Source organism: bacterium (assembly GCA_035505375.1).
Taxonomy (GTDB): domain Bacteria; phylum Hydrothermota; class Tepidihabitantia; order Tepidihabitantales; family Tepidihabitantaceae; genus UBA2258.
Genome location: DATJQV010000053.1, coordinates 1 through 25918 on the forward strand (window position 1 = coordinate 1; position 25918 = coordinate 25918).

26 protein-coding genes and 1 pseudogene are annotated in these 25918 nt (G+C 61.0%); 11 read left to right on the forward strand and 16 right to left on the reverse strand.

The window, feature by feature from the left end; genetic code table 11:
* Positions 1–66: 66 nt before the first annotated feature.
* Together VMH22_08675 and VMH22_08680 are read left to right on the forward strand one after the other, a co-directional pair.
* A complete protein-coding gene (locus VMH22_08675; protein ID HTW91768.1) occupies positions 67–306 on the forward strand; it encodes a hypothetical protein in 240 nt (79 codons plus the stop codon).
* A 108-nt stretch (positions 307–414) separates the two neighbouring features.
* The gene (locus tag VMH22_08680; GenBank protein HTW91769.1) at positions 415–702 is read left to right on the forward strand and encodes an aspartyl protease family protein; all 288 of its coding nucleotides are present in this window, start codon (positions 415–417) and stop codon (positions 700–702) included.
* Positions 703–1450: 748 nt separating this feature from the next.
* On the opposite strand, the gene VMH22_08685 is transcribed toward VMH22_08680, so the two are convergent.
* Positions 1451–2053 (reverse strand): ORF6N domain-containing protein, encoded by a 603-nt coding sequence (locus VMH22_08685; protein ID HTW91770.1) that lies wholly within the window; start codon positions 2051–2053, stop codon positions 1451–1453.
* 958 nt (positions 2054–3011) lie between these two features.
* On the opposite strand from VMH22_08685, the gene VMH22_08690 reads away from it, so the two are divergent.
* A complete protein-coding gene (locus VMH22_08690) occupies positions 3012–3611 on the forward strand; it encodes a hypothetical protein (protein HTW91771.1) in 600 nt (199 codons plus the stop codon).
* Positions 3612–3760: 149 nt separating this feature from the next.
* Positions 3761–4318, forward strand: coding sequence for a hypothetical protein (locus tag VMH22_08695; GenBank protein ID HTW91772.1), 558 nt, complete (start codon positions 3761–3763; stop codon positions 4316–4318).
* Between the two features lie 43 nt (positions 4319–4361).
* Here the strand turns inward: VMH22_08695 and VMH22_08700 are convergent, their stop codons facing one another.
* The gene (locus VMH22_08700; protein HTW91773.1) at positions 4362–4574 is read right to left on the reverse strand and encodes a hypothetical protein; all 213 of its coding nucleotides are present in this window, start codon (positions 4572–4574) and stop codon (positions 4362–4364) included.
* Between VMH22_08700 and VMH22_08705 the strand changes: the two genes are divergently transcribed.
* Positions 4540–5910: a radical SAM protein gene (locus VMH22_08705; GenBank protein HTW91774.1), complete on the forward strand. Its 1371-nt coding sequence runs from the start codon at positions 4540–4542 to the stop codon at positions 5908–5910. The genes VMH22_08700 and VMH22_08705 overlap by 35 nt on opposite strands.
* 252 nt (positions 5911–6162) lie before the next feature.
* Here the strand turns inward: VMH22_08705 and VMH22_08710 are convergent, their stop codons facing one another.
* The 4 genes from VMH22_08710 to VMH22_08725 all read right to left on the reverse strand — a co-directional run bounded on the left by VMH22_08710 (position 6163) and on the right by VMH22_08725 (position 8680).
* A complete protein-coding gene (locus tag VMH22_08710) occupies positions 6163–7203 on the reverse strand; it encodes a WG repeat-containing protein (GenBank protein ID HTW91775.1) in 1041 nt (346 codons plus the stop codon).
* A gap of 41 nt (positions 7204–7244) precedes the next feature.
* Positions 7245–7796 (reverse strand): hypothetical protein, encoded by a 552-nt coding sequence (locus VMH22_08715; GenBank protein ID HTW91776.1) that lies wholly within the window; start codon positions 7794–7796, stop codon positions 7245–7247.
* 226 nt (positions 7797–8022) lie between these two features.
* On the reverse strand, positions 8023–8445 hold the full coding sequence (locus VMH22_08720; protein HTW91777.1) for a DUF6249 domain-containing protein: 423 nt from the start codon (positions 8443–8445) through the stop codon (positions 8023–8025).
* Between the two features lie 13 nt (positions 8446–8458).
* Positions 8459–8680: a hypothetical protein gene (locus VMH22_08725; GenBank protein HTW91778.1), complete on the reverse strand. Its 222-nt coding sequence runs from the start codon at positions 8678–8680 to the stop codon at positions 8459–8461.
* 80 nt (positions 8681–8760) lie between these two features.
* Here VMH22_08725 and VMH22_08730 point away from each other — a divergent pair, with 80 nt between their 5' ends.
* Positions 8761–9339: a sigma-70 family RNA polymerase sigma factor gene (locus VMH22_08730; GenBank protein HTW91779.1), complete on the forward strand. Its 579-nt coding sequence runs from the start codon at positions 8761–8763 to the stop codon at positions 9337–9339.
* A gap of 193 nt (positions 9340–9532) precedes the next feature.
* A complete protein-coding gene (locus VMH22_08735; protein HTW91780.1) occupies positions 9533–10009 on the forward strand; it encodes a zf-HC2 domain-containing protein in 477 nt (158 codons plus the stop codon).
* A 140-nt stretch (positions 10010–10149) separates the two neighbouring features.
* Here VMH22_08735 and VMH22_08740 read toward each other — a convergent pair whose 3' ends face one another.
* The 7 genes from VMH22_08740 to VMH22_08770 form a co-directional block, all read right to left on the reverse strand.
* Positions 10150–10563: a four helix bundle protein gene (locus VMH22_08740; protein HTW91781.1), complete on the reverse strand. Its 414-nt coding sequence runs from the start codon at positions 10561–10563 to the stop codon at positions 10150–10152.
* Positions 10564–10614: 51 nt separating this feature from the next.
* Complete coding sequence (locus tag VMH22_08745; GenBank protein HTW91782.1) at positions 10615–11256, reverse strand: hypothetical protein; 642 nt, start codon at positions 11254–11256, stop codon at positions 10615–10617.
* Positions 11257–11401: 145 nt separating this feature from the next.
* Positions 11402–12283 (reverse strand): hypothetical protein, encoded by an 882-nt coding sequence (locus VMH22_08750; GenBank protein ID HTW91783.1) that lies wholly within the window; start codon positions 12281–12283, stop codon positions 11402–11404.
* A complete protein-coding gene (locus VMH22_08755; GenBank protein ID HTW91784.1) occupies positions 12283–12945 on the reverse strand; it encodes a hypothetical protein in 663 nt (220 codons plus the stop codon). The genes VMH22_08750 and VMH22_08755 overlap by 1 nt, the downstream gene beginning before the upstream one ends.
* A gap of 8 nt (positions 12946–12953) precedes the next feature.
* Positions 12954–14045 (reverse strand): fibronectin type III domain-containing protein, encoded by a 1092-nt coding sequence (locus VMH22_08760; protein HTW91785.1) that lies wholly within the window; start codon positions 14043–14045, stop codon positions 12954–12956.
* A 141-nt stretch (positions 14046–14186) separates the two neighbouring features.
* On the reverse strand, positions 14187–15617 hold the full coding sequence (gene purF, locus VMH22_08765) for an amidophosphoribosyltransferase (protein ID HTW91786.1): 1431 nt from the start codon (positions 15615–15617) through the stop codon (positions 14187–14189).
* Between the two features lie 51 nt (positions 15618–15668).
* Positions 15669–16502 (reverse strand): radical SAM protein, encoded by an 834-nt coding sequence (locus VMH22_08770; GenBank protein HTW91787.1) that lies wholly within the window; start codon positions 16500–16502, stop codon positions 15669–15671.
* 128 nt (positions 16503–16630) lie between these two features.
* Between VMH22_08770 and VMH22_08775 the strand changes: the two genes are divergently transcribed.
* Complete coding sequence (locus VMH22_08775; protein HTW91788.1) at positions 16631–17386, forward strand: pseudouridine synthase; 756 nt, start codon at positions 16631–16633, stop codon at positions 17384–17386.
* Entirely contained in the window at positions 17383–19611 is a 2229-nt protein-coding gene (locus VMH22_08780; protein HTW91789.1) for a patatin-like phospholipase family protein, read from the forward strand. The genes VMH22_08775 and VMH22_08780 overlap by 4 nt, the downstream gene beginning before the upstream one ends.
* Here the strand turns inward: VMH22_08780 and VMH22_08785 are convergent.
* The 3 genes and pseudogenes from VMH22_08785 to VMH22_08795 all read right to left on the reverse strand — a co-directional run bounded on the left by VMH22_08785 (position 19599) and on the right by VMH22_08795 (position 22442).
* Positions 19599–20276 carry a hypothetical protein gene (locus VMH22_08785; protein ID HTW91790.1) on the reverse strand — a complete coding sequence of 226 codons (678 nt, stop codon included), beginning with the start codon at positions 20274–20276 and terminating at the stop codon, positions 19599–19601. The genes VMH22_08780 and VMH22_08785 overlap by 13 nt on opposite strands.
* Positions 20277–20384: 108 nt before the next feature.
* Positions 20385–22079 (reverse strand): tRNA uridine-5-carboxymethylaminomethyl(34) synthesis enzyme MnmG, encoded by a 1695-nt coding sequence (gene mnmG / locus VMH22_08790; GenBank protein ID HTW91791.1) that lies wholly within the window; start codon positions 22077–22079, stop codon positions 20385–20387.
* A 9-nt stretch (positions 22080–22088) separates the two neighbouring features.
* Positions 22089–22442 (reverse strand): annotated as a pseudogene (locus tag VMH22_08795) (FAD-dependent oxidoreductase).
* A 789-nt stretch (positions 22443–23231) separates the two neighbouring features.
* Between VMH22_08795 and VMH22_08800 the strand changes: the two are divergent.
* Positions 23232–24377 (forward strand): TIM barrel protein, encoded by a 1146-nt coding sequence (locus VMH22_08800; GenBank protein HTW91792.1) that lies wholly within the window; start codon positions 23232–23234, stop codon positions 24375–24377.
* A gap of 3 nt (positions 24378–24380) precedes the next feature.
* Positions 24381–25907, forward strand: a complete 1527-nt coding sequence (gene xylB, locus VMH22_08805) for a xylulokinase (protein HTW91793.1) — start codon at positions 24381–24383, stop codon at positions 25905–25907.
* The last annotated feature ends 11 nt before the right edge of the window (positions 25908–25918 follow it).

Genomic DNA, 25918 nt, shown 5'->3' on the forward strand with positions numbered 1-25918 from the left:
GTGACCTGCGCCCGAGGCTTGCGCTTGCAGGGTGCTGAGGTACAATCCCGGTGTATGAAGGAAGCTGTGAGTAGTCCGCTCAAGAAGGAACTAAGGGCCTACGCCGCCCACAAGTCCGAGTTGCTGCGTCGGGCATCCGGCAAATACGTGCTCATCAAGGGCAGCCGGATAATTGGCACGTTTGACAGCGAGCTGGACGCGGCGCACCAGGGGTATGAGCGGTTCGGTAACGTTCCGTTCCTTGTGAAGCAGGTTGTGGAAGTCGAGGTTCCGCTCGACTTCACTTCGAGCCTGCTGGGCGTCTGAGTTGCCCAGTCTCACCGTACAACTGCCGGACCTGCAGGCCGAGGGGCCGAGGCTGGAGGTAAGGCTGACTGACACCGCCGGGCCGCTTCACCGGCCGCGGTAGACGCGCTGATTGATACCGGGGCCACCGTGACCGTTGTGGCCAATCAGGTGCTGAAGCGTCTGGGGCTGAGTCCGGTCGGGACAGCTCTGGTCCACACGCCTTCCTCAACGAACGTGCTCTGCTATAAGTACCTGGTGCGGCTGGTGCTGCCGAACGGCGTAGGATTGGAGACGGTTGCGATCGGTACGCCGCTTCGAGGCCAGCGCATCCAGTGTCTGATAGGCCGTGACCTGCTGAGGAACGCAGTCTTCGTTTACACCGGCCAGACCAACACCTTCACCCTATCGTTCTAGGCTGCCCCGGAAACTCCCGGTTACGCAGCACACGATTCCTGACGCCATAGAAACGCCAAAGGCCGAACGACGACCGCCGAACTGCCTGACGCCGTTAGCTAGCCGACCGGACTCGGCCAAGCGGGCAACCCATTTCCGATTCGAGATTGACCGCGGCCATGGGCCGCGAGTTTCCAGTTTCCAGTACCCAGTTCCCAGCTCTTAGTCCATGGTCTACAGTCCTCAGTCCCTAATCCCTGCCGCCCAAGTCACGCGGTTCACTAGAGTGAACTGGCAGGAGTCCAGCCATTCCAGGTTGTAGATTTCCGATTGTAGATTGGCGGGGCGCAGCGGGAGGCGGTTGGCGGGTAACGGGTTACGAGCGGGCGGTCAGCGGTTTCGGTGCTTGCGGGCTGGGCGGTCGCGAGCGATGAAGTCACTCGGCGGAACCGGACAATTCAGAATTCAGATACCAGAAACCGCGGCGGCGGGCACGGATAATTCAGAATTCAGAAACCAGAAACTAGAGTTCAGAAGTGATAGGAGAGGATTCCAGGGGTCGAGTGGCCTGTGGCCGGCACCGGATAATTCAGAAGTCAGAAACCAGAGACTAGAATTCAGAATTGCGGACCGGGGGCTACGGTCGGCGGCGTCGGAACTTGCGCGGACGATCGCGAACGATGGAGTCACTCGGCGGAGCCGGACAAATCAGAATTCAGAGACCAGAAACCAGAATTCAGATACGCTGACGAAGAGCTAGGACGGCGGTTCAGCGCCTGCGTCGGCGCCGATCGCGAGCGATGAAGTCGGACGCGGAGCCGGTATGGCCGGGTTTGTCGTCGTCAGTGATGAAACCGATGCGTTTCTTCTTGGGCTCGGGCGGTTGCAGGAGTTGACGGATGGCACTGACGAGCGAGCTTATTGAAGTGTCGTGAGTCGCCACCCGGCGTTCGAGGTCGGCGAGTTTAAGGGCCAACTCGCGGTGACTGGCCAGCAGTTGGCGCATGCGCACGAATGCACGCACGACGAATACGGATGCCTCTGCTGCCCGCTTGGAGTTAAGGACCGTCGCCGCCATGACCGCACCATGCTCCGTGAAGGCGTATGGGAGGTGACGGGAGAACTTGAGGCCCGAGAGGTGGTCACAAATTGTGACTACCTCGGCCTTCTCTTCCGGATTGAGCCGGAACAGGAAGTCGGCCGGGAAGCGGTCGAGGTTGCGTTTGATGGCCTGATTAAGGGCACGCGTGCTCACACCGAACAGCGCCGCCAGGTCTGCATCCAGCATCACGCGCTGGCCGCGAATCAGCAGGATTCCTCGGTCAAGGCGCTCGGTTGGTATTAGATATCCGAAGTCTTTAGGCACGGTCACGGGCCAAGGATACCGGCGAGGCGTGCTAATTCAAGGCGCGGCGCGGGAAGTCCTGCGACGCATTAGGCGATTCGTGACGCGCGGGTAGCCGGCTACCGACAGTCCATATGTAGTGGTTAGGTACGGCCGGAACCACAATTCTGCCGTGGGGTGGGCGGCCCAAGCGAGCACGGACAGTCCAGGATTCAGAAACCAGAAATCAGAATGCAGAATTGGAGCAGCGGGCAATACTCGGGTTGCCGCGATTTTCCCGCCCACCCCTCGGCCCCCAGACCGCCTGGAGGGCTGCAGTTGCCGATACAGTGCCGGACACACTAACTCATTGAATCACAGGAACTTTTACCGGGATAATGACTCGAACAACGCCGCGAACGCTTTCTCGAACAATGTCTCGAACAACTTCGTGTACAGTTCGCGGGACAACGCCGCGAACAGTTCTTCACATAGCTCACGACGCAGTTCGCTATTCAGTCATCGACGCACTTGACGACGCAGTCGAACACGCAGTTCGCGACACTTCCACCGGTACTTCTGGGCGAACTTCTCAGGGTACTTCTCGACGAACATCAACCGGAAGTTTCTGCTCGGCATCCGGCCGTGCAGACTGGGTATGTCGTCGAGACTTTCACGCCGTCCAAGCACACGTACTGGACCGGTTACTGGAGCCGTGCCAGTAATTAGCGAGGGCCAGTGAGGAAGGTCCGCGCCATCCGGCGCGGCCTTCTGCTTTGGAGACTCGGCGTCGCGGGCTGACAGCCGACGGCTTGCGGCAGACAGCTCACCGCTCGCGAATCCCGGGGACGCAGTAGGCGATTCCTGAAGCGCGCGCGTCCTTTGACTCGCCCGCCCGGTCACCCTAGAATTCCGCCCGCGGCTGCCTCCCGCACTAACCGAAGCCGCTGCCACTTGAGTTGTATGGTCTGATAGAAGACGATGCCCGAGTCATAGAAGGAGCAACATGAACGAAGTCGTACGTCCGAAATGGCGAGCGCCCCGTGGCGCAGGTGTGCTGCTGGTTTCACTGCTGCTGGCTGCGCCCATGGGTTTCTGTGCTGAGAACATGCAGAAGATTGCCGGCGGCGTCACGCTGTCTGCACCTGGAGGACAAACTGTCAGCGGGGCTGACGTCTACTGCTGGCCCGGGTCCCAATCCGATAGCATGCCGCAGGATAACACGATGGAGGTCGGAGAATCAACGTTCGTGCAATTGCCGAGCTCTTGCAGCGAATTCAGGATCGGCCTGATCAGTGACGCTCGGGCGGCGTCGTGGACGCTTCTGGTTTCGTCGTTTTGGGGCTCGATGGCCGATGACGAATGGGACACACTCGACGTCTGGAAAGTCGATTCCACAGCCGGCAACCGCATCGCCTCCAGCGAAGGGAACCTGGAAAACAAGCAGTTCTACGCCAAAGGGCCCGTTCCCGAGTCTATCCACAAGAAACTCAGGCCGGAGGATGCGGATGCCGACGAGCTTTGCGTGAAGTTGAACAGCAGTCCCTCGGGCAAGGCCGGCTGCAGGATAGTCGTATTCGGAGTGAATCGCAAGGCGGACAAGTAACCGGCCGGTGATGCCGGGCCGAGACTGAGTGAGGAGACGGGGCACTTCCTTCATTCGGCCGTGCTATGTCGGTTTGATAGAAGGATAGGAGTGACGTTGTCTTCTTGTGAGAGAGGGCCAGGCGCCTCGGGATGGAGCAGGGAGAAGCCGTGAGGAGATCTCTCTGTGTGTTGCTGGTCTTGCTGGGAACAGCGGCTGCGACTACTCGAGGACGGAGCGAAAGCCTGTGGTCAGTCGGCGGCTTAGTTCAGGGCGGAGTCAGCCTGACGGCCCTGCAGTCGAAATTGGTTGCGCTTGCCGCCGGCACCGTCGGCGTAGTCGTCGGCAGGCGGTTGCTGGCCGGCCTCGGCGGCGACTACCTGCTCAGCCCGGTCTTCGATTCAAGCGCCGGAACCGGGCACCGGCTGGGGATGTGGTACGGCGGTCCGGTCGTGGGCTACCGTCTGCCGCTGTCCAAGAGGCTGGACCTTACCCCGACTGCGCTCTTCGGAATCGGACGATTCAAGGAACTAGGCGATACTGTCTCTCCCGACAGGATTGGCGTGGTTGAACCGGAAATCGACATGAGCTACTGCTACTCCCCAGACGCGCCGGTTGCGCTAGGCCTTGGAGCGGCCTACCGTCTTGTCTTCAAGTCCAACTACTTTGCCGGCTCGGAGGCCAGCGGCCTGCGCGGCGTGCTGTTTCTTAGGGGCAGGTTTTTCTAGAACCTCACCGGGGATACCGGTATGTCACGATAGACTGGGCGGACTACGATGTCAGGGCGTAACGCAGCTTCGCCGCGAGTGACCAGTTTGCAGGTTCCAGTTCCCAGTTGAGAGCCCGGCAGACGATGATGACAGCCGACGCTTGCGGCTTACAGCTTGCAGCCCCGGTTGGATGCGGCGGCAGAAACCGGCCGGAGCCGCCGACGGCTAACCGCAAGCCGATGGCGAACGACACGCCAAGGCTCCTCCTGATCACGGCTTCTTCTCCGGAGATTCGCACCGTCCGGCGGTCACGCGTGCTGAACTTCCAGCAGATTACCATGCCCTATCTGGCCGCCTTCGCGCCCTCCAATTGGGTTGTAACCCATATTGATGAAGCGGTAACACCGGTCGATGTCGCAGCGGAGGTCGACCTGGTCGGTATCACCTTTCACACCCCGAGCGCGCCTCATGTGTATGAATTGGCTGCGCAGTTTCGGAGGCGGGGGATTCCGGTCGTGCTGGGCGGGCCGCACGTGACATTGTTGCCCGATGAGGCTCAGGAGCATGCGGACGTGATTTTCATCGGGGAAGCAGAACCGCATTGGCCCCGATTCCTGAGAGACTTCGAGAAGGGGGAGTATGAGTGCCGGTACGGCTCAGGCGACTTGCCGACCCTGGTTGATGCGCCGATGGCCAGAAAAGAGCTGTATCACCGGCGCGACTATACGGGAGGGAGGCTGTTCGCCACTCGGGGTTGCGCCTACGGTTGCGACTTCTGTACGCCGGCGGTGATGTATCAACGCAAGGTACGCACGCGCCCGGTTGAAGCTGTAGCGGCTGAGCATGCCTCCTTTGGGGGGAAAGTGATTATCTTTTGGGATGACAATCTGGCAGGTGACCGGGAGTATGCAAAGGCGCTGTTCCGGGCGATTGCGCCCTACAAGAAGTGGTGGAGCAGTCAGGCGAGCATTCAGGCCGGGGAGGATGCGGAATTCCTGGAGCTGGCCGCTCGCAGCGGGTGCAAACAGCTGTTCATCGGCCTGGAGTCGATTTCCCAGGCCAGCATGAATGAGGTCCACAAGGGTTTCAACGTGGTCGAGGAGTATGCGCGGGTGATTGGGCGTATCCATTCATATGGAATAGCGGTCCAAGCCGGGATAGTGTTTGGCTTTGACCATGACACGGAGGCGGTCTTCAGCGAGACGCTGGATTTCCTGGAGGGGGTCGGGGTGCAGAATGCGACTTTCAACATCCTGACGCCTTATCCCGGGACGCGGTTGCATCAGCGTTTGGAGGCGGAGGGACGGATACTTACTCGCGATTGGAGCAAGTACAATGGTCGGGAAGACGTGGTCTTTCAGCCTCGGCACATGAGTCCGGATGCACTGCTCGAAGGGTATCGGTTCGCCACTCGGCGGTTCTATTCGCTCAATAGCATCGGCCGGCGTCTGGCCCGCTCGCCGGTAGGATTCTGGTGGGCTTTGCCGCTCAATCTTGCGTATGCGTACGCGCTTCGTCATGGCTGGGGTCGAATTCCTGAGAATGACACGAAGCGTGCGAGGAGCCCAGGGGACACACGGGGAGTCGGAGACAGTTACCCGACCTGGTGACGGTGGCAAGGCGCGGCATGACGGGTTTCGTACATCGGCGTATCGTTCATCGTTGTTCGTTCCCAGGAAGAGCGGGCAGCGCCCATAGACGATGAGTGTTGTGCGAGGACTGACGTGGCGGGTCGAAACGGTGATGACAGCCGACAGCCAACAGCTCGCGGCCCGGCTGGAAATAAGATACGAATCGTGATGAACTCGCCAAACGCCAGGCCGCTCACGAGCGGCGGCCGTGCGGGCAGGAACTCTTCGGCGCTACTCCGAGGGTTGCCAGACGTACTTGCCCGTCTTGTCGATCCACCCCCACTTTCCACCTGAGATCACGAGACAGGTCGTGTCGGGCGTTCCACCTACGTTGACAAGCGCCAGGCCGTCGCAGAAGCCACAGCCGCCGTCGAACTGCGGGGAGACTACGACCTTCCCGCTTGCGTCGATGTAGCCGACTTTGGTGCCGGACCGGACCGCGGCCATGCCCTCGCAGAAGCGGTCACCGGCGATGAATTGCGCGGAGACGATCAGTCGGCCGGTTGTGTCGATATAGCCCCAGTGTCCGCCGACGCTGACCTTGGCCCGGTCTTCAAAGAACCGTTTGGCCTGGGCGAACTGCGGGCTGATGACCATCCGGCCGGTCGTGTCGACGTAGCCCCACAGGTTGCCGACCTGAACCGGCGCCAGTCCGTCGCCGAAGTTGCCTCCGCCACTGTACTGGGGGCTGATGACCCACGCGCCAGTCTTGTTGATGTAGCCGAAGTTGGCCAGGCCGGTGCTGTCTTGCTGCCGGACCCATGCCCGTCCCTCGAAGAAGCTGCCCGCAGCGCTCATCATGGAGTCGGTCGTGATGGCCACATTGCCGGCAATGTTGATGAACTTGCACCACGGACCGACGTGGACCACGGCCAGGCTTTCGGAGAAGTCGAAGGCGGTGTAGTACTGCGGGCTGATGACTAGAGCACCGGTCGTGTCGATGTAACCGTACTTGTCGCCGGAGAGGACCCGCGCCCGCCCGCAGGAGAAGTATGACGCATAGTCGAATTGCGGGCTGATAACCAGTTCACCGGCAGAATCGATGTAGCCGAACTTGCTCCCGACTTTGACGGGTGCGAGACCTTCGGTGAACAGCGTGTCGCCGTCAAACTGCGGATTGATGACCACCTTGCCGGATTGGTCCATGTAGCCGTACTTGCCGCCGACCAGGATTGGAAACCGGCCGTCCGATTTCTGCTTGAACAGGTCACAGGAGACCGACACAAGCAGGACCAGCGCCAGAATAGGGGCAATCCGATGGTGTGTGCTCATGGTTTGTGCCTTTGGTTGTTCGCGCCTGGAGTGCTGACGGGCTATTCCTTCATCAGGTGGAAAGCCCGCACCTCAGATTCCCTGCCCTCGAAGTACTCCTCGTCGGTGTTTGTGACCTCACCGTCCATCTCGACGGAGTTATACACGAAGTTGAAGGTGGAGTTGTCGGTGGTTACTGTGAACATCTGGACACCGTTGTTCACCTGCCCGGAGGATGCGGCAACCGGCCAGTTGAGCAACAGGGCCACCGGCGATTTGAGACCCAGTCTTGAAGCATAGGAGACGTTGCCCGCGTCGAGCGTCGGCTCGGGGAAGTGTATCCCGTTCTCGGTTTCGAGATACTGCTGCGTGACCCCGCTCAGGCCGAACTCCACGTCCAGAATCGAGTGGTCGGTCGGATCGTACTTCACGCACATGAATGGTATTCCGGTTACCTGCAGTTGCCTGTCTCCGTACAGGTCCAGCACGTAGTAGGAGTCGGCGATGCTTCCCTTCCAGTACTCATAGTGCTGGCCCCCGCCGCAGGAGACAAGTACGAGTGCCGACGACGCTGCTATGATGACCGGATAGACCAGACCTGCGATTCTCGACATTATTCTCACAACCTGACGTTCCTTTCTGCTTCCGTGGTTCGGAGATTGGCACTTAGTTCCATACCAGTTGAGGTCGGTATGGTGTTCAGGGATCGAGCTTGTGTGATTCTCGGCGGAGCGGTCCGGAAGTCAAGCCGCGCAACGCAGGTTCACGGCTTACGGCTTGCGGCTGACAGAGTAGCCGGGGCGGCAGATGCCGCCCCGGTTTCGCCTTGCGTCTGGTGTGCTAAGGCTGTGGAGGCAAAGGCGGGGGTGCGGGCGTCCCGTAATCTGTCTTGTCCGGTTGTTCGCGCCTGCGAGCTGCACGGATGATGGCGAAGCAGGCTAGCATGGCGAGGCCGATGAATCCGAAGATGAATCCGCCGGTGAAGTCGTTGCCGCGTTGCGCCACTTGGCCGAAGACCAGGGCCAGGCCGAAGGCGAGGAGGATGGCCCCGATTATCAGCAGGGCGTAGAAGTTGCCGGTCCGCCGGCGATGAGGGGGCGGCATCATTCCTTGCTCAATCATCTTCATACGCTCGCGGTGCCTCTTCTGCGATCCGGTGATGGCGACGACAAATGCCCCGACCACGGCCACAATCGGTAGCCCGAATATCAGGAAGATGGCCAGGGTGCCGTTAAACGAATTCAGTATGCTGCTTGGGGTCACGGTATTCCTCCTGTTAGTTCAACTCGGAGCGGTCAGGCGTGGTCCCGGCGACGAGGCTCGGGCCCGTCGGCCTGACTACAATGGTATCAACGATCATGTTGGGAAGCGGGGCACTCACAACGACCTCGGGCATCATCCCGACAGCCGCCGCGTGGTTGCTCGACAGTAAGTTGCCCCTCAGCACGGCGAAGGCAAGGAGTGCTATCGCGGTCAAGACATAGAAGGTTGCTTTCATTCGCGTCGTCATGCCCATATGACGTGACGGGTTGCGCATTTGTTGCAGTCGGTGTAACATTCTCGACGGAGCCGCGTCTTATGGACAAGCAATTGGATGCCATACCTGAGGATTCACTGGTCAGTCGCTCCGCCCGGGGCGACGAGCAGGCTTTCGGGGTGCTGGTTGAACGCTACAAAGGTATGCTGTACTCAATGGCCACGAGGCTGATGAAAGACCGCGGGCGCGCCGAGGACGCGGCGCAGGAGAGTTTCATCAAGGCTTGGGCCGCGTTGCCCGGGTTCAAGGGCGAGTCGAAGTTCTCGTCGTGGCTGTACCGCATATGCTACAATACGTGCATCAGCGAATTGCGCAAGCGGAAGCCCGAGGTCGAACTGGACGAGGCGATGGAGGTGCCGGTCGAAGGACCGGCGCAGGAGTTCCGGAACCGCGACATTCAGGCTACGATACAGGATGAGGTCAGTAGACTGCCGGATGATTACCGAGCCGCCATAACGCTGTACCATTTCAACGGCCTGTCTTATGAGGAGATTGCGAAGCTGACCCGAAAGCCGATGGGGACGGTGAAGGCCAACATACACCGTGCCCGCGCTGCTCTGAAAACCCGGCTGGTCGAGCGAGTCGGCTGGGACAACTTGAAAGAGGTGATGTGGCAGTGACAGTCTTCAGTTACCAGGTACCAGTTTCCAGGTGGACACGGTCCATCGCTGAGTTCCGTTTCGGTGATGGTCCAGCACCCTCACCCTTCCCTCTCCCTCAAGGGGGAGGGAATAGAAGGGAGGGGGTCGAACTTGCCACTGCTTACGCGGATGTCAGTAGCCCGGTGGTCTGGTTTTATCTGAAGGAGCTGATGTGGCGATAAGTTGCGAGGAATTCAAGAACCGGTTGCAGGATTACGTTACCCGCCAGCTTGAGCCCGAGGAGCGTCGGCAGGTTGACGCGCACCTGCTCGAGTGCGCCGATTGCCAGCACGAACTGGCGGTCATGACCGCCATCGTCTCCACGCTGGACCATCAGCCGGTGACGGAACCTTCGTCGGAGTTCACGTCAAAGGTGCTTGCCGGGCTGCCGAAGCAGCGGACGTTTGTGCCAAGCCTATGGTGGGCGCTCGTGCTGACGCCGATACTAGCCGGAGTGGCTTTCCTGCTGCGAGCGCCGGTTGCGGCTGAATTGGCGAAGCTGCTTGACCGGCTCCCGTCGCCACCCGCGCAGTTGCCGGCTCCGACTACTTCTCAGGTGGCGCTGGTGGTCGGCGTTGTCGTTGGTCTAGGGCTTCTGGTGTCAGCCGGCGCGGTTTATTACTGCTGGGAGCAGTATCTGCGCGACTAGCGTAGCGCCGCAAGGTACCAGTTATCAGGTACCAGTTTCCAGTGGCCGACAGCGCGAATTCGCCGTCTGAAGGCTTAGCTTCCAGTTACCAGGTACCGGTTACGATGGCCAGTTTCCACGGAGGTCGGAAGTGGGGCTGTTTACGCTTCTTTGTTCGGGCTGGTTTGAGGTGCGCTGCAGGAGCGGACGATGGCACCGAAGATGAGGGTCAACTCCTTCGCCTCCGACCACAGCTCGCGTGCTCTGGGTTTGCGTTCGGGGCATGCGGCCGCGAGCATGTGCAGCCAGTGCTGCGTTTCGCGTGCCTCCTTGGCGCAGATGCTGATCTTGTGCCTGAAGTCGAGGCGCGATTCGGCCTCATTTGCTTCTGAGTAGTTGGCTCCGACGCTCGTCGCCGCTCGTACCAGTTGCGAGATGAGCGAGCGTGTTACGGCGTTCCGTTCGATTGTCCGCGCGAAGGTGATGACGTCCACGCCAAACCGCGAAGTCCTTCCAACGAGGTCCTGCCGGGTCTTGCCAGGGGCATGGCTATCGGACGCACCGGCGGGCTTCACGAGGCGTGTCCGGTTCCGCTAACTGGTCACTGGTACCTGGTCACTGGTACCTCAGTGGATTAGCCCCAGCCAGTCTCCCAGCAGGAACTGTAGCCTCCCGATGAATAGCGATATACGGGCCATGACGGTGTAGCCGAAGGATGCGCCGAATCCGACCATGATGAAGACGATGCCGACGTAGCTGATCGGCTTCAATACGCCCTTGCGTTCGGCGGAGAAGAAGAAGTAGCTGATGGTGGCAATCACGCCGACGAGAATGAGGATGGCCCAAAGCGCCGTGTCCCAGTGTGTGAGTTGCCCGCGGGTGACGATTGTCGCCTTCAATTGCCGGATGATCTCGGCGTCAATCGCGCGCGGTATTCCCATGCCGCAGGAGTAGCCAAGCGCGATCGAAATCGGGATGCGTACCAGCCACGAGATTTTGGGGATGAACCGCGTGAAGTAGAGCGCGCCGATGATGGCGAGGGATATGAGCCAGATCTTGGTCCCGATATTCGAGCCGTGCCGGATCGGGTTGATGAGGACGGGCACAAGCAGCAGGTGCCACGTGACCGCGATTGAGTAGCCGTTGGCCAGCCCTACGTACAGGTGCTCAGCGGCGCGGTAGAAAGGGTTTTCGCGGTAGAGGAAGGAGAACATGGCGAGCGTCAGGATTGCCGCGATCCAGACCCAGGGGTCGGGGGAGAGGTTCATGAGGACCTCCTGTTCCGAGAATCGGCCGAAGTCGCAGTGATGATAGTCCAGAACCCGGAGTCCAGAGTCCAGAATTCAGAGTCTACAGACATTCTGGTTTCTGGTTTCTGGATTCTGAATTCTGCATTGTCCCCTGTCTGGTATGTCATGACTTCCTCCTGCGGGTGACGAAGTAGGCGATGTTGCCGATGATGATAAAGGCCATGATGGCGAGGTGCGCAGCGGCCTGCGACGACATTGCCTCAGTGCCTTTGCTGCGCAGATGCCAGTCCATGCCGTTCTTGGCCATGCGCTGTTCGAGCAGCTCCTCGTATTCGGCCGCCCCCTTCATGCCGGCCAGCATACCCGTGAACTGGCCGGAGTTGACATAGGGATAGAAGTCAGCAGCCGATACCGCGGTGATGCCGCAACCGAGATGGACGCCGAACTGGGTCTGGGCGAGGTTGATCCACGAGAGCGGGAAAGCCGAAGCGGCAATCGACACGAGGATGCCGGCGTCGTCATAGTTCTTCAGCCGCTGCATCACCGGCAGGCTCTCGGTCTTCTGGCCGTAGTAGTCAACCGGGAAGACTTTGGCAATGTGCTGACCCATGCCGAGCATTACGGTAACCACCGGCGTGGTCCAGCCCCAGAAGACGTAGTCTCTCCCGTTGATTACTGAGTCGGCATTGGTCTTGGCGTGGGCGTTGAACTCGGCGGTGACTTGACGTATGGCATCCTGGCCGAGGCCGAGGCCCTGCGGGGCCATCGCGAGTACGCCGACCGGCCGGTGGATGACAAATGCGTGGCGCAGCAGCGCCACGAGCATTGGCTGGAGTTCGGCCTGCGTATCGGGCGTGTAGTCAACCGAGATGATCAGGGCCTTGTTCGCCGGCATCGTGTCGATGTAGTGGAACATGCTTTCGACCGGCGGGGTGGCCACTGACTTTATCTTGAAGGGGAAGATCAGCGGCAGCATTACCACCAGCCAGACCACGAGATAAATCCAGCGGCGGTCGATGGCTTGAAGTTTCTTCCAGAATTCCATCAGGCGCCTCCCAGCCAGCCGCGTTCAATCCCCAGGAGGATCTTCAGGGACGTGGCCAGAATGCCAAGCTGGATCCCGAAGTTGATGCCGCGCTTGGCCGCGGTGTTGGGAACGGCGAGAATCCACTCCGCGAACGACGGCAGCGGGTGGAATATCATTCGGCCCAGCGGGACCGCGCCCAGCATCAGCACAAATGCCGCCGCGAGCAGGAGCGTCGCCGCGAAGCTGCGGGCGCGGAATGCCCGGTACGCGGCCGAGGCCATGAAGAAGGCGAGCATCGAGAACATCGTGGCCCCAAGCGGCACGATCATGTTCATGTATAGCGTCTGCATGTGGAACGAGAAGCTGCCGATGTGGGTCGGCAGAATCCCGGGATGCGCAGGGTCGATGCCGCCGAACAGGCCGATAATGCCGGTGACAAGGATGGTGATGACTGTTATCCAGCTATACTGCCAGTTCACGATCTTGTGTTGGATCTTGTTGAAGTGGTGCTGGAGAATCGAGCCGAGACCCAGCACGAGGCTGAACGCGGTGATGATCCGCAGTACGTCGTTGCGCATCGACTCGTCCACAGCTTGTACCGCATGGTGCGGGATGAAGTATGTCACCGCGCCGAAGATGCCGGTCACGAGCACCAGTATTAGAGGTAGTCGTTTCTTCATTGATTCTCCTAGAGGTACTTGAGTACCGGTAGGCCGGCGACGAGCGCCAGGAGAGTGCCCGCCACGATAATGATGACGATGAGCGCCTTGGAGTAGTCCTGGCCCTTGATGGCGCCCAGAAGCAGCGGCTCGCGCGAGAGATAGGCCGAGGCAGCATAGAGCTCCTCGCCAATGAGCGTGTAGTCGCAGGCAGTGATGAAGAACGGCAACTGCGAGACCGCGTCGGTGCCGGCAATCTGGACTGCGCCGGTCGCAGCGCCGGTCTCAGCCATGATCAGCGACTCGGCGTAGAACATGCCGACGAGGAAGTTGGTCGCCGGCTTCTCGCGGGTCATGATTCCGTCCACGGCCGCGGCGAAGGCGAACTGCACGTCGGTGACGAAGAACACGATGTCCTGGGTGAACGCATCGGGCCGGCCGACCGACGTGTACGACTCTTTCACGATTTCCCGCGCGACGGTGTAGACGATGGGGTCGGTGTTGGGCACGATGAGCGGAGTCCCGAACTTTGCCGTCTTCTTGGCCACCTCGCCGAGGATGTTAAGCGAGGCGATGGTCGCCACGTCGGCAATCGAGGAGGTGCCGGGAACGTAGAGCGTGGGCCGGCCCATCTCGGTGGCGCGCCCCAGTGCCTCGTCCACGGCGTCGAGCCCGGAGATGCGGCGGATGAACAGATTCCGGTCCTTCCGCGCCCGGCTGATGAAGTAGAACAGGATGAATGACAGAACGACGCTGCCGATAAGCGCCGGCACCGTGTCAAAGTTGAACCATTGAGGCGACGCGACCGCATAACCCGACACCGGGGCTTCCGCAGACTCGGTGTTGGACTCGGCGATGATCTTGTACTGATATGGGACGCCGTCATGTGCGCCTTGATCAACAAAGCTTGTCGCCCGGCGACCGGCGAAGTTCAGCGTGTCCCAGGCCGTGGCCCCCTTGGCTTGGCGGAGTACTTGATAGCCGAGCAGGCCCGAGTCCGGGGACGCCGTCCAGGTTACGAGAATACTGCCGCCGCCGTCATTCGGCACGTCGCGGGCCGCGACGTTGCCCGGCGGGGCCAAGCTGCTCAAGAGCAGCGCGACAATACAGGATAACGCCAATTTGCCTCCTAGTTGCTGCCGGGAAGCGGCAGCGCGAGCGGGTGGTCTGGTCTCATCGGGTTAACTGCGTGCAAAACCGACGCGTGAGTCTATTGAAACCCGGGTGTGGGTCAACAGCCGCAGGCAGCTGAGCTAAGTGGGCTACTCGGTCCACCGCCGGCGCTCGCGTTCCATTTGAGCGAGATAGCGCCGGGTTACCCCGGTCGGGTATTTGCCGTTGAAGCAGGCAGTGCAGAAGCCCGGCACCGACGAGTTGCCGCGGACCGCATCGACCAGGCCATCGTAGGTCTGGTACACGAGAGCGTCGGCTCCGACGACCTTGCGGATCTGCTCGACAGTCCGGTTCTTTGCCACGAACTCGCCGCGGGTCATCATGTCGATGCCGTAGACACAAGGGCAACGAAGCGGCGGCGCCGTGATCGCCATGAAGACCTTGCGTGCACCGGCATCGCGTACCATCTGGACGATCTCGCGCGAAGTCGTACCGCGGACGATGGAGTCATCCACCAGCATGACGTCCTTGCCCACGACTTGAGACCTTACCGGGTTGAGCTTCTGGCGGACGGAGAGAGCTCGTCGGTCCTGGCCATGCATGATGAAAGTGCGTGCAATGTAACGGTTCTTGATGAGACCCTCGCGCAGGTCTACACCCAGGGTCGAGGCGAGCGAACTGGCCGCGGCCCGGGCAGTGTCGGGCACCGGAACGATGACGTCGGGCTTCAGTCCCTGGCGCGCGACCTCATGAGCCAGGCGCTCGCCGAGCCGCAGTCGCGCCTGGTAGACTTCGATGCCGTCAATGACTGAATCGGGTCGGGCAAAGTAGACGAACTCGAAGATGCACGGCCGCGGCGTGCCGGGGCGCACTTGACTACGATGTACCTTGCCCTTGAAGTCCACGAATATCGCCTCGCCGGGTTTCACGTCGGTGAAGCCGTGGAACCCGAGGCGATCAAAGGCAACGCTCTCGGAGGCGAAGGCGAACTCGTCGCCCTGCTGAGAGAAGACCAGAGGCTTGATGCCGAACGGGTCGCGGAAGGCGAGCAATCCGCGCTTGTGGATCAGCGCGACGACCGAATAGGCTCCATGGGCCCGGTCGAACACGCCCTGGACTGCCTTGAATACCGCGGTTGGGCCGAAGCGTCTCAAGTTCGACTGCTCCAGGCCCTCGGCAAACACGTTCAGCACCGGCTCGACGTCGGAACAACTGGTGAGTTGGCGAAAGTCCTTGAACATCAATTCGCGGCGCAGGTCGGAGTAGTTGGTGACATTACCGTTGTGGACCATTGCTATGCCGAACGGATGATTCACGTAGAACGGTTGGGCATCTTCGGCTGAGCCGGGTCCAATGGTCGGGTAGCGGGTGTGGCCGATGCCGGCATTACCGGTCAGGCGCGACAGGTTCTTTGGATTGAAGACGTTCGCGACCGTGCCGTTACCCTTCTTGAGGTGGAACGTGCCGTCCGAGGTCAGAACTCCGGCCGAATCCTGGCCACGGTGCTGCAGCGCCAGCAGACCCTCGACGAGGTCAGGGCCGACTTCTCGCCGGGTGATGAGTCCGATTACGCCACACATGAATGTATGTTACCGGCAGGACGTGGCAAAGTCAAAGCCGTGTCGCCGCGATCAGACTCCACGGCCATCAAAGTCAGGTGTGTAGTCGCGGGAGGCAGAGGAGTGGTCCTGCGCGAAGCCCTCGTCGAAGCCCAGTTTCTCAAACCAGCGCCGCACCTCCTCGTATTCGTCATTCGACAGGCGGCGGTTCATGCCCGGGAGTTCGGCAGCGCGGTGGACAGGGCAGTATTGGGACATCAAGCTGACGCTGGTGCGCGGGCCAGAATCGTCATGTATCCACTTCAGCAGTTGCTTGCTGTCGTCGGAGTGGCCCGGGAGCACGAGGTGCCGGATGATGAGGCCCTTCTCGATGATTCCGTGTTCATCGTACCGGTTCTGACCGACCTGTCGTTTCATCTCGGTAATCGCAGCCGAGGCGTGTTTGAAATAGTCGGCCGCCGACGAGCAGGCGTGGGCGAGTTCGTCCGAGTAGTATTTGAGGTCAGGCAGGTAGATCTGCACGAGTCCTTCGAAGCGCGCGAGGGTGTCGGTTTTCTCGTAACCGTTCGAATTCCAGACGATGGGAATCTTCAGTGTCGCTCGGGCACGTTCGAGGACCGGGAGCAACTGGTCGGAATAGTGAGTCGGCGAGACGAGATTGATGTTGTGCGCGCCCTGCTGTTCAAGCTCATGCATGATGGCCAGCAGCCGTTCGGATGTGACCTCATGGCCGTGGCCAAGCTGAGAGATGTCGTAATTCTGGCAGAAACGGCAGCGGAGATTGCAGTGGCTGAAGAAGATGGTTCCGGACCCGCGTGTTCCGGATATGGGTGGCTCTTCCCAGTGATGGAGCTGAGCGAGCGCTATCTCAAACCGGTCTGTTGCCCGGCAGACGCCAAGCTTCACCGAGCGGTCGACACCGCAATCGAATGGGCACGCACGACATTCCACACGAGATTATACACGATGGCGTGACCGGTGGAACTGCGGCGGGCTTACTTGACACGTGCCGGATACTTGGTAAGCTTGGGATTGTGAAGCCTGAACGACTACAGAAGTATCTCGCATCGGCCGGCGTCGGGTCGCGCCGCTACTGTGAGGAGTTGATCGCTGCCGGTCGGGTGCGGGTCAACGGACTGCCGGCGAAGGTCGGGCAGTCGGTAACACCCGGCAAGGACCGGGTCGAGTACCGGGGCCGCGAGGTGAAGCCGGAGGTCGAGAAGGTGGTCGTGGCGGTCAACAAGCCGTCCGGCTATCTCAGCGCCTGTTTCCGTGGTCACGAGGAAGGCTGGTTGGTGACGGAGCTTGTTGACCTGCCGTTTCGGCTTTACCCGGTCGGCAGACTCGACCGGGATTCCGAAGGTCTGCTGCTTCTGACTAACGACGGCGACCTCGCGTTGGAGTTGACCCATCCGCGTTACGGCAAAGAGAAGGAGTACGAGGTCGAACTCGACCAGCCGGCCGGGCCGGAGTTGTGCGAGCGATTGCGGAAGAGCGTGCAGTTGGCCGATGGTCCGGCCCGTGCGGTACGTGCGACAATCGTCGGGCCGGGCCGGCTCAGCGTCGTCCTGGCTGAAGGACGGAAACGGCAGCTGCGGAGAATGTTCGAGGCGCTTGGGTGCAACGTCGTGCGGCTGCGGCGGGTGCGGATTGCAGGTCTGCGGCTCGGTGATTTGCCGCCGGGCAAGTGGCGCAGGCTGAGTGCGCAGGAAGTGATCGAGAAGCTCGGCCGAGGTCAGAAGTCAGAGGGCAGAAATCAGAAGGTAGAATCGGCGGGCGTTAGGCCGTGAGTCATAAGCGGATAGCTGTTGTGTTGTGTCTGCTTGCGCTTGGGCTATGCGCTTGGGCTCAGCCTGATCGGCAGCCGGTGACGGTCGAGCCGCCGATCCGCATCGGCCTCACACTTTCCGGGGGCGCCGCTCTCGGGCTTGCACACATCGGCGTGCTCAAGGTGCTTGAGCGCGAGCACATACCGGTCGTAGCTATTTCCGGTACGAGCATGGGCTCGATGGTCGGCGGCGTGTATGCGGCCGGCTATAGCGCTGCGCAGATAGAAAGTGTGGCACTGAACGCGGACTGGAACAGGTTGTTCAGCTCCAGCGTTCCTTTCGGCGCCCAGTACCTGCCCGAGCGCAGGCAGGCTCAGCGCTACGTATTCAATCTCCGGCACAACAACTTCATCCCGTCGCTGCCCGGGGGGCTGGTGCCTTTGCAGAACGTCGAGTTCCTGCTGATGCGGCTCCTTTCGGACGCCGAGTACAACACGGGCTACGACCTGGACAGCCTGCCGATTCCCTTTCGGGCGGCATCAGTTGACCTGAAGTCCGGCAATTTGCAGGTGATGAGAAGGGTGCGGCTCGAACAGGCCATCCGCGCCAGCATTGCTATTCCCGGCGTGTTCTCGCCCGAGAAACTGGGAGACATGGATCTTGTGGACGGCGGCGTGCAGTGGCTGCTCCCGGTTGATGCGCTCGACAGCATCGAACCCGACCTCGACCTCAGAATAGCCGTGCTCACGCTCAAGCACAACGCGGAGACCGGCGTCTCGCTCGTAGACATAACTTCTCGCAGCATGGACCTGGTGAGTCCGGATGAGCTGGCGCGGCAGAAGAAGCGCGCTGATGTGCTGATTGAGCCCAACGTGGACCCATTCACTCATTCTGACTTCGCCAAGGCCGCGGGGCTCATCGCGGCCGGCGAATCGGCGGCGGAAGCCGCGCTGCCTCGCATCCGTGAGCTGATCGGCGCGCGCGAACTTGCTCGGCATTGGCACCCGGTTGAGCGCCGGCCCCCGCCGGTGGTTCGTTCCGTCAGTTTCGATGGGTTGTGCTGCACACGAGAGGCAACTGTGCGGAAGGAAGTCAATACCCGACCGGGCGACACGCTGCAGTTTGGCCGACTCATCGACGACCTCACGAGGCTCTTCGACACCGGGCTCTTCGAGGATGTCAACTATCGGCTGGAAAACGCCCGGGACGACTCCGTGGATGTGGTCATCGAAGTCCAGGAACGCGCGTACGGTTTCTACTCGTTGGGCATCAGGTACGACAATACCGACGATGTCGCGCTTGGGCTCGAGGTCGGTCAGGGCAACCTGGGCGGCTCCGGAGCGAGTGTCCGGGCAGCGTTCGACCTCGGTAATCCTAATGAGGTTAGACTCGGGCTCACCGGTACGCGCCTGTTCCGGCTGCCATTCGGCTATCGGCTGGACGGATTCCTGGGTTCGGTTAGCCGAGCCTACTATGATAGCAGCCTGTTGCAGGGAACATACACGGTCGGCTATCGCGGTGGGGTGGCCGAGGCCGGCTACGTCCTCGGCCGGGATGCGTTCTTTGACCTTGGGCTGAAGGCGTACCAGGCGCAGTATGGTGTACCGAACCGGTTCCCGGTTGAGTCGCTGCAGAGTGAGTGGGTGGTGGGGCCGACCTTCCGGCTCGAGGTCAACAACTTCCGGGACATAGACTTCCCGACCCGCGGCGCGGCATCGACGCTGGAGGCCAGCTACTCGGGCCCGATGTTCCGGGCTACACATCAGTTCCTGAAACTCGCCTACGACTGGGAGAACGTGACGTCGCTAAATGGCGCGGTGCTACTGCGGCCCGGATTCGGGGCCGGGATTTCATTCGGGCATCTGGCATGGGCTGAGCAGTTCCGGACCGGCGGGCAGGATTTCGTAGGGTTTCCGTCCGAAGAGTTCACTTCGCCGCAGCGGGCCCTGGTGAAGCTGGGAGTGGATATCAGGCTGTTCCGGCTGTTCAGCCAGGAGAACTATCCATTCTACCTGCAGCTATTCTCCAATGCCGGCACGTTTCGACGTCTCGATTCGCTCGCGCTGGGGCCGGACCGCGCATCGATGCTGCATTGGGGAGTTGGAGCCGGTGTGCGGACCAACACGCCGATTGGACCTGTTCAGTTGATCGTTGGTGAGGGTGACTTCGGTTCGACGCTCCCCGAACGTCCGCCGACGCTGGCAGTCTTCTTCTCGGTCGGTCGCGAGTTCCGTTACACTCGCTGACCGCTGCAGGCCTTCACGCACAATCCGCAGATGTATTGACTGACGTAGCGCTTGCTTTGGAATTCCTTCAGCAGGGCGAAGCAGTCCATGTGCTTGAACTCGGCCTGCGTCTCGCCGATAGCCGTGGCTGGGCAGGCAGCGATACACGCCCGGCAGGAACCGCAGCCGTTCTCGACCTGGTGGTTGGGTTCGAGTTCCAGGTCGGTCAGCACCGTCACAAGTCGAACCTGAGCGCCGAAGCGTGGCGTGACGAGGAGATTGTTCCGGCCGAGCCAGCCGAGGCCGGCTCCGACCGCGACCCGTTTGTGCGATAGATGACCGCGCTGGTTCTGCCAATCCACGAGTTGTGATGCCGCGATCGGCAAGGCCTGAGCACCAAGGTCCTGAATTAGAGTAGCTAGGTCGAGGGCCAGCCGGTCGAGCGCGAAGTTGACCTGGCGGTAGTGATGCTCATACAACTGGTTCGGATGGTCCTCCAGCGTGCCGAGCACTGCGGGGGAGAGGTGTAGAGCCACGCTGATTGCCAACGGCAGGTCCCGGATAGTCTTCTCGGGTAGCAGAAAGTCATCAGTCTTTGTGTCCGAGAGACGGCACACGCCGAACCCGACCGCGCCGCGACTCCGGCAGAGCTCCTCTAACGCCTCACGGTTACTGCTGAGAGCCAAAACCCCTCCTGGAATTCCTAATTCCCAATTGCCAATTCCTAATGGAGGGCAGGGGATTCCTTGCTTCGTCATTCACACATTGATTAGGAATTAGGAATTCGCAATTGGTCATTTGTTCTTGAGATACGCCATCAGGGCAAAGACTGCCGCCGGTGTTACGCCCGGCATGCGTTGGGCCATGCCCACGGATGCCGGGCGATTGCGGGCCAGCCTCTCGCGGACTTCGTTTGACAGTCCCGGCACGCGGTTGAAGTCCAGCCGTTCCGGAATCCTGATGGACTCCAACTCCTCAAACTGCCCGAGCTGCCGCTTCATCCGCTCAATGTAGCCCTCGTACTTGACCTCAAGCTCTACCAGGTCCTGGAAAATGGGGACTGTACCGCGCCGAGTCGGACGGAGGCGCTCCGGGGGACTGTCCCCATTTTTCTCGGCCATGTACACCAAGTCGCTCCAGGAGACTTCGGGTCTGCGCAGAAGCTCGATGGCGGGCACCGACTCTGATATCGCCGTTGTGCCGAGCGCCTTCAACTTGCGGTTGACTCTCGGCGATGCCTTGATACGGGCCGAGTTCAGCCACTTCGTTGCCTGTTCGCACTGCTTCTGCTTCTCCTTAATGCGACTGAACTGGTTTTCAGTGAGCAGGCCGAGTTCGTGCGCGCGGGACCCGAGTCGGAGGTCCGCGTTGTCCTCGCGCAGGAGCAGGCGATACTCGACCCGGGCTGTGAACATCCGGTACGGCTCGTCCGTGCCCTTGGTAACAAGGTCATCTATCATCACGCCGATGTACGAGTCGGCGCGGGTCAGCACCAGTGGCGGTTTCTCCAAGGCTCGGAGCGCGGCGTTGGCCCCGGCGACAAGCCCTTGGGCTGCGGCTTCCTCGTAGCCGGTAGTGCCGTTAATCTGTCCGGCAAAGTAGAGATTGCGGATCGGGCGGGTTTCGAGAGTAGGGAAGATCTGAGTCGGGTCAGAATAGTCGTGCTCGATCGCGTAGCCCGGCCTGAGCATCCGGCAATCCTCAAGGCCCGCGATGGAATGGAGCATTCGAAGCTGGAGATGTATCGGCAGGCTGGTCGAAATGCCGTTCGGATAGCACTCGACCGTGTCCTTACCCTCGGGTTCGATGAAGATGTGATGCCGGTCGCGGTCGGAGAACTTCACGACCTTGTCTTCGATTGACGGGCAGTAGCGCACGCCGCGCCCTTTGATGACGCCTGAATAGAGGGGTGACTGCTTCAGGCCGGTGCGGACGATGCGATGGGTCGTCTTGTTGGTGTAGGTGACGTAGCAGCTCGCTTGGTTCCGTGGCGGGTCGTCGGTCCAGTCGGAGAATGGGACCGGCGGCTCGTCGCCGTCCTGCTGCTGCATCGCCTTCAGGTTCAGCGACCGCATGTCCAGCCGCGCCGGCGTTCCGGTCTTGAACCGGCCGATGTTGAACCCCAACTCCCGCAGGTTCGCGCCCAGCCTCTGCGCCGGAGCTTCGCCCAGTCGTCCGGCCGGAAAGCTCGTCAGGCCGATGTGGACAAGCCCGTTCAGGAACGTGCCTGGCGCAAGCACGACCGTCTTCGCCCGCAACTGCTCGCCCAACTCCGTCTCGACCCCCACGCACGTCTTCCCCCTCACCATCACCTTCGCCACCGTGCCTTGATATAGCCGGACCGTTCTGTTCTCTCCCTCTCCACTCTGGGGAGATGGTAGGGGTGAGGTGTTTGTCCGTCCCAACTTCTGACTTCTAGCCTCTAGCTTTTGACATCTAGCTTCGTCTGCATCCGAGTCCGGCCACTTCTCACATCTCACATCCGACATCTGACGTCTTACTTCGTCTGCTCCTTCCAGCAACTGCTTCATCAGCCTTCGATACATCTGCCTGTCCACCTGCGCCCGCGACGACCGCACCGCCCGTCCTTTGCTCGTATTCAATTGGCGGAAGTGGATTCCGGCTTTGTCGGTCAGTTGCCCCATCGCGCCGCCCATCGCGTCCAACTCGCGCACCAGTTGCCCCTTGCCGATGCCGCCGACCGCGGGATTGCACGACATCAGGCCGATGGTGTCGAGATTCTGGGTTACGAGCAGGGTCGAGCAGCCCATCCGCGCCGCAGCCAGCGCCGCCTCGCAGCCGGCATGCCCGGCTCCGACCACAATCACATCGTACACCGGTCTGCAACGCATGCTCCCGCTGATTCTAGTTGTCATCGCACCTTAGTCAAAAGAAGGCGGTCTTCGGGGCTGCCGTGGTCGACTCTGCGTGCCGAGTCTGACACCGATAGTGGGGACAGTCCGCTCAGAGATCGTGCACAGGGCATGGTCCATCTGTGGTGCACGACGAATGCCTGTAGTTCCCGATGCTGTCCAGCCCCGGGCGGCTGAGCCAGGTTGCGTTGTATCCGCCACGTTCAGGGACCGGGGCGATCTTTCCGCAGTTGCCAAGATCCTGCAAGCGCGCGTCCAGGCCGTGCCTCAAATCCGAACACATCTTCCAGCCGATTCACACTTTCCGCATGAGTCCAACAAGACTCACGCGGGTTAGTGGTCACGAAGAGACATAAGATGCTGAAGTAGAAGATATTATGGTCACTTCGCGACTCGCCCTGGGGGTCGCCCCGGGAACGGTTCGGGGGGCGATTCGGAAGGCGACAGCCAGGGGCGCTCTCCGGGCGATTTCCCGCGCGATTTGCCGGAGGAATCTGACGGTCACTTGGACCGAGGTCTGCGGCTTGATTCAGAAGGCGACGGGCAAGGCCACTGTCAAGGTGGCTTGGGACGTCACTCTCGTGGAGGTTCGGACGAGGACTCGCAGCGTGACTCCGCACGCGACCTGCGGAAGGGCTCCGCGCGTGGTGCTCGGGGTCAGATGCGGGGAAATCCCGGAAGCCAAGAGCCAAGTCGCGCTGTGCTTGCCAGTGAGAGCGTGCGGACTAGAATGAGCCTTGATACTATGCCTCACAAGGAGCCGTAACCATGTCTCTTCTTGACCTTCGGTCGCAAGCGGTGCGCAGGACGCCTGAGCAGTTGGTCGAACACCTGAAGTCATTCAACCTCGACCTGAAGTTCTCGGCCGGCATCTGGTTCTTCTCGCCGTCTGACAGCCGGTTCCACGAGAAGTACGGGCCTGACCTGAGCATCGAACAGCGGCTGGAGATCGCGCGCGGGTTGAAGGAGTACGGTCTGGCCGGACTGGAGGCGCATTACCCGAACGAAATCAACGAGGTAAACGAGAAGCTGTGGCGCGACTTCTGCGCTGATACCGGCATCCGGCTGGTAACGGTCGTGCCGCTTCTGTTCCGCAGCCGCGAGTTCGAGTTCGGCTCGCTATCAAACCCTATGCCTGAAGCACGCAAGGCGGCCATCGAGGTAACGCGTCGTGCCCTTGAGATCAACTGCCGGATGGACACCGACTTCTGTGTTGTCTGGCCCGGGATAGACGGATACGAGAATCCGTTCGGCATCGACTTCGCGGCGATGCGCGACCGGTTTGCCGACGGCCTGGCCGAGGCGATGGATTGCGTGCCCGGTGTGCGGGTCGCGTTCGAGCCCAAGCCGTATGAGCCACGCGGGAGAATCATCTTCGGCACGACGCCCGAGGGAATGCTGCTGTGCCGCATGGTCGAGGAGAGGTTGCAGAATCCCGAGAACCGGCGGCTGCTGGTCGAGGAGCACGCGCTGGTCGGGATGAACCCCGAGGTCGGGCATGCGCTGATGGCTTATGAGGACCTGCCCTATGCGTACAGCTGGCCGCTTTCCGAAGGCAGGCTCTGCCACATGCACCTGAACAGCCAGCCGCTTGGCAACTTCGATCAGGACCTGAACGTGGGCATGATTTCGCCTGAGCAGACCGAGGCGTTGCTCTACGTTCTGAAGATGCACGGCTATCAAGGTTGGTTCGGCATCGACATCAATCCGGAGCGGATGCCGGTGGACGTGGCCTTGCGTATCTCGATGGATGCTCTGCGCGCTGCCAATGACCGCATCGACGAGATGGACCACGAGTCCATCGTGTGTGCGGCCAACCGCCCCGACAAGGCGCGCGGGTGGTTGGAAGCGTACCTGGTGCGTGCGCGCGCGAAGTACCCGGACAGACTTTCACCTCTGCGGCCACTCAAGTAGGCAATGCCACTACTTCTCGGCATTGATATTGGGACCTCGGGAAGTAAGGCTGTCCTCATTGCTCCTGACGGTAGCGTTAGGAGCGAGGCGACCACGGAATACTCAATGTCGGTGCCGAGACCAGGCTGGGCTGAGCAGAACCCTGAGGATTGGTGGCAAGCCACCATCGTCAGCATCAAACAGGTTCTGGCTGGTGCGGGAGGGGAGAGCATTGCCGGCATTGGTCTCACCGGGCAGATGCACGGGCTGGTGTTGCTGGACGAAGCAGGCAAGGTGCTGCGTCCGTGTATTATGTGGAACGACCAGCGGACTGCGACCCAGTGCGCGGAGATTGAACAGGAGATAGGACGGGCGAAGCTGATTGAGTTGGCAGGGAAACCCGCGTTGACCGGCTTCACTGCGGGTAAGATTCTTTGGGTGCGAGAGAATGAGCTGGACATCTACCGCCGCGCCCGGCATGTTCTGTTGCCCAAGGACTACGTTCGCTACCGGCTGACCGGGGCGTTGGCCATGGATGTAGCTGACGGCTCGGGTACGCTATTGATGGACGTGCGCAGGCGAATGTGGTCGGACCAGTTGCTCAGGCTGCTAGACATCCCGAACGAGTGGCTGCCGCCGCTGCACGAGTGCCATGAGGTAGTTGCTGAAGTCAGCGCCCAAGCTGCGCTAGCTACAGGACTGCGAGCGGGAACGCCGGTTGTTGCCGGAGCGGGCGACCAGGCAGCGCAGTCCATTGGGACGGGAATTGCACGTGAGGGCATTGTCTCGGTTACCATTGGAACGTCAGGTGTGGTCTTCGCAGCCACGAACCAGTACAGGTTCGATCCAACCGGCGAGCTTCACGCCTACTGCCATGCAGTCCCTGATACATGGCACCTGATGGGCGTTACTCTGTCCGCGGGAGGCAGCCTGCGCTGGTTCAGGGATACACTCTGTCAGGACGAGAAGGCTGAAGCGAAGCGGACCGGACGTGACGTCTACGATGTCATCACAGAACTGGCTGCCACTGCGCCGGCCGGCTCTGTCAGCTTGCTTTTCCTCCCGTACCTCTCTGGTGAGCGGACACCTCATGCTGACCCGAATGCGCGCGGGGTCTTCTTCGGTCTGTCACTCAGGCACACCAAGGCACATATGGCTCGGGCGGTGCTTGAAGGAGTGACGTTCTCCTTGCGCGAGTGCCTGGACTTGCTGTGCAACCTTGGCCAGAGCTGTGTGCGGGTGCGGGTCTCGGGTGGTGGCTCGCGGTCCGCATTCTGGCGGCAGATGATGGCCGATGTGTTTGGAACTGAGATCGTTGAAGTCAACGTCACACAGGGCGCGGCCTACGGCGCGGCGCTCCTGGCCGGAGTCGGAACAGGTGTCTACACGGATGCGGAGCAGGCATGCGAGCGGACCGTGCACGAGACGGGCAGCACAAAGCCGGGGCCGGATGCCCGCGCATACGTTGATTCGTACGAGCGCTATCGCGCGCTCTATCCGAAGCTAAGAGAGGAATTCAAGCTGCTGGCAGAGACAGCCGGGCGGCAGTAGGAGGCAGAAGT